2 protein-coding genes are annotated in these 2477 nt (G+C 57.4%); both read left to right on the top strand.

Annotation, left to right across the window (positions count from 1 at the left end):
- Window positions 1-812 precede the first annotated feature (812 nt).
- A complete protein-coding gene (locus tag ACW7G5_RS14700) occupies window positions 813-1250 on the top strand; it encodes a hypothetical protein (RefSeq protein WP_457005749.1) in 438 nt (145 codons plus the stop codon).
- 552 nt (window positions 1251-1802) lie between these two features.
- A complete protein-coding gene (gene gvpU, locus ACW7G5_RS14695; protein WP_457005751.1) occupies window positions 1803-2258 on the top strand; it encodes a gas vesicle accessory protein GvpU in 456 nt (151 codons plus the stop codon).
- Window positions 2259-2477: the final 219 nt, after the last annotated feature.

Here is a 2477-nt window from a genome sequence, read left to right as displayed (position 1 = left end):
GACAGGACGCTGTGAGAGTTCTTGGCTGCGCGAGTCGATGGTTCTGGCTTCGGTCCCGGCAAGCGCCAGCCTCAGGCCGCTCGGCCAGACTTGTTGTACTGTTCGGCTCAGGGGTTGGGCTGTCGTGGGGGCGGGCGCAAGTTCGGCGTGCGGCGGCCTAACAAGTCGTTCAAGCCGAAGCCGCTTCGTTACGCAAAACACATGGCAGATAAAGCTTGCCATGTGTTTCGCTCCACTACGCGTCTCGGCTTAACTCTAGCGTTAGGGGGCTCGGAAATAGTCATGCAACTCCAAGTCGCCACTTGGCAGATCGAGTGCGACCCAGAGGCTACTCGTGCGGTCTACGAATCGCTGCCTCTTGGCACTGATTGCTCATGCGACCAATGCCGCAACTTCAATGCGGCAGCTGGCTCAACCTTTCCTTCGGAGTTCATTACCCTTGCCAAGCGTCTAGGCGTGGACCCAACCAAGCCGGCTGAGCTTATGCATTGGTGCCGTGAGCCTTCCGGTCTGTATCTAACAGGCGGGTGGTTCCACTTTGTCGGGAGCATCATTTCGGGCCCCGATTCCCACCAGCATCCCGACGGGACAGGCACTGTTAGCTACGAGGTGCTTGTTCCTGGTGTCGAGGTTGGGCTGACTCGTCACAATGCTCTCGTACCGGCCCTTTTTTCCGGGCTTGCCGTTTGTCAACTTGAGTTCCAAACTCGTGTGCCATGGGTGCTGGCTGGCATTGAGCCCGCCCCCTAACAATTCATTCAAGCCGACGCCGCTTCGCGGCGCGGCTTAATTCAGGTGTTAGGCCCCGCATCATGCATCCAGGCGAACCGCTTCAGTACCCGCCACACTTCCCGCCTACTGGCAGATGGAAGCGCTTCTTCATCGGTGTTCGCTGGCTCGGCCCAGATACGTCATTCTTCAGGGACCTGCGGGCGGCGCAAAACGCTCGGTCACATGAGTCAATGAGTGCTTGGGGCGGCGGAGATCGCCAAGTTCTCGCCAGTTCGTTGGGTGCGGTCTTTGCTAAATACTGCAACTGGCCAAGCCCTTACTTCCTGCCGGAGGACAATGTTTCAGTCATAGCCGGCGGCTCCACTTTTGGCTGGCTGGATGGCACCGATACTTGCGAGGCGATCGGTGCCATCGAAGAGATCGTTGGGACAAAGATGGCACCTGCATTCTGGGAGGCAGCCGGGGCCGGAACCATGGGGCAGCTTGTAGATCGTTTGCGCGTGGCAAGCGGGCCCTAACAGTGCGTTCAAGCCGAAATTGCATCGCTACGCCGTCAACATGGCAGAAAAAGCTTGCCATGTTGCCAGATACGCCCTGCAATTCGGCTTAACTTGAGTGTTAGGCCGCTATGAAGTATGTCGCACGACCTAGAGAGTTCAAACGCCCAGGCATGCGCACCATCGGGCACATTTCTGGTGGCGAGTTGATCAAAAGCGGCGCAATGCTATTGCCAGACCGCGTCGAGATCGAGCCAGAGCCTGGAGGCGATCACTACTTCCTCTACCGGTACACCAAAGGTGGGGAGGTTTGCGGTGACACTTGGCACGAGGACCTGGAGGCAGCGTTTGCGCAAGCGGAGTATGAATATGGCCTCACCGCCTCAGACTTCCTTACAGTCCATGACAGCAGTGCAGGTAGCGCCCGTGGTGGCGCGGCCTAACAATTCATTCAAGCCGACGCCGCTTCGCGGCGCGGCTTAATTCAGGCGTTAGGCCTTCTTCGACCTTAGTCTCGCCCGCTGAGACAAGTACATGTTCCCGTACTTCCTCGAACAACATGGAGTAGTTGAAATGACAGAGACCGAAGCCTTGTCGCACGAAGACATCAAGCTGATGCTAGACGGAAATAGCGTGGATTGGTTTCTCCAGCATCTCGTCTCGATAGCCAACGAGAGTTCGCTAGAGTTCGGCCTGACTCTATTTACTGAGGGCCTGATTATTTCGGGGCAGCTTGTTAGTGGAAAGAAGTACTTCTCCACCTTTGCCGCGGAATTCTCTAATGCCTACCCAGGCGATGAGGAATCAAAAGCCACCATCAAATCAGCGTTCGAGTCTAACGGTAAGATTTACGACCAGGGCGCGGATGAGGAAGTGCCGCCGCCGCCTCAGTTCATACACCTAATCAATGCTCGCTGCTTCTCTCACAATGGTCAGCCTCTCCCAAACAACAGGGGCGTTGCATGGCGCGGCAGAATCAATGCAGTCTCCGGCTTTAATCTCGGACAGTTGGGCGCGGGGCAGGCCTAACAAGTCATTCAAGCCGACGCCGCTTCGCGGCGCGGCTTAATTCTGGTGTTAGGCCTTGTTTCCCGCACTGTTGTTGCCGGGTTCCAGGCAATCTGTAGCGCCTCGCTCATCCGCAGCGTTTGCACCTCGCACGCGCGGTGCAGGCATCGGCAGTCAGCCCTGCAACACCTCGGCTTCGGACAGGCGCGACTCTTCGCAAGATTCGACCTGCCGGGTCGG

The organism is Luteimonas sp. A501 (assembly GCF_054052085.1).
The sequence above is the reverse complement of the archived record's forward strand: the minus strand, read 5'-3'. Positions and strand labels throughout refer to the sequence as shown.

Coding starts and splice junctions, on each gene's coding strand:
- ACW7G5_RS14700 (WP_457005749.1), top strand. CDS start 813: ATGCATCCAGGCGAACCGCTTCAGTACCCGCCACACTTCCCGCCTACT.
- gvpU (WP_457005751.1), top strand. CDS start 1,803: ATGACAGAGACCGAAGCCTTGTCGCACGAAGACATCAAGCTGATGCTA.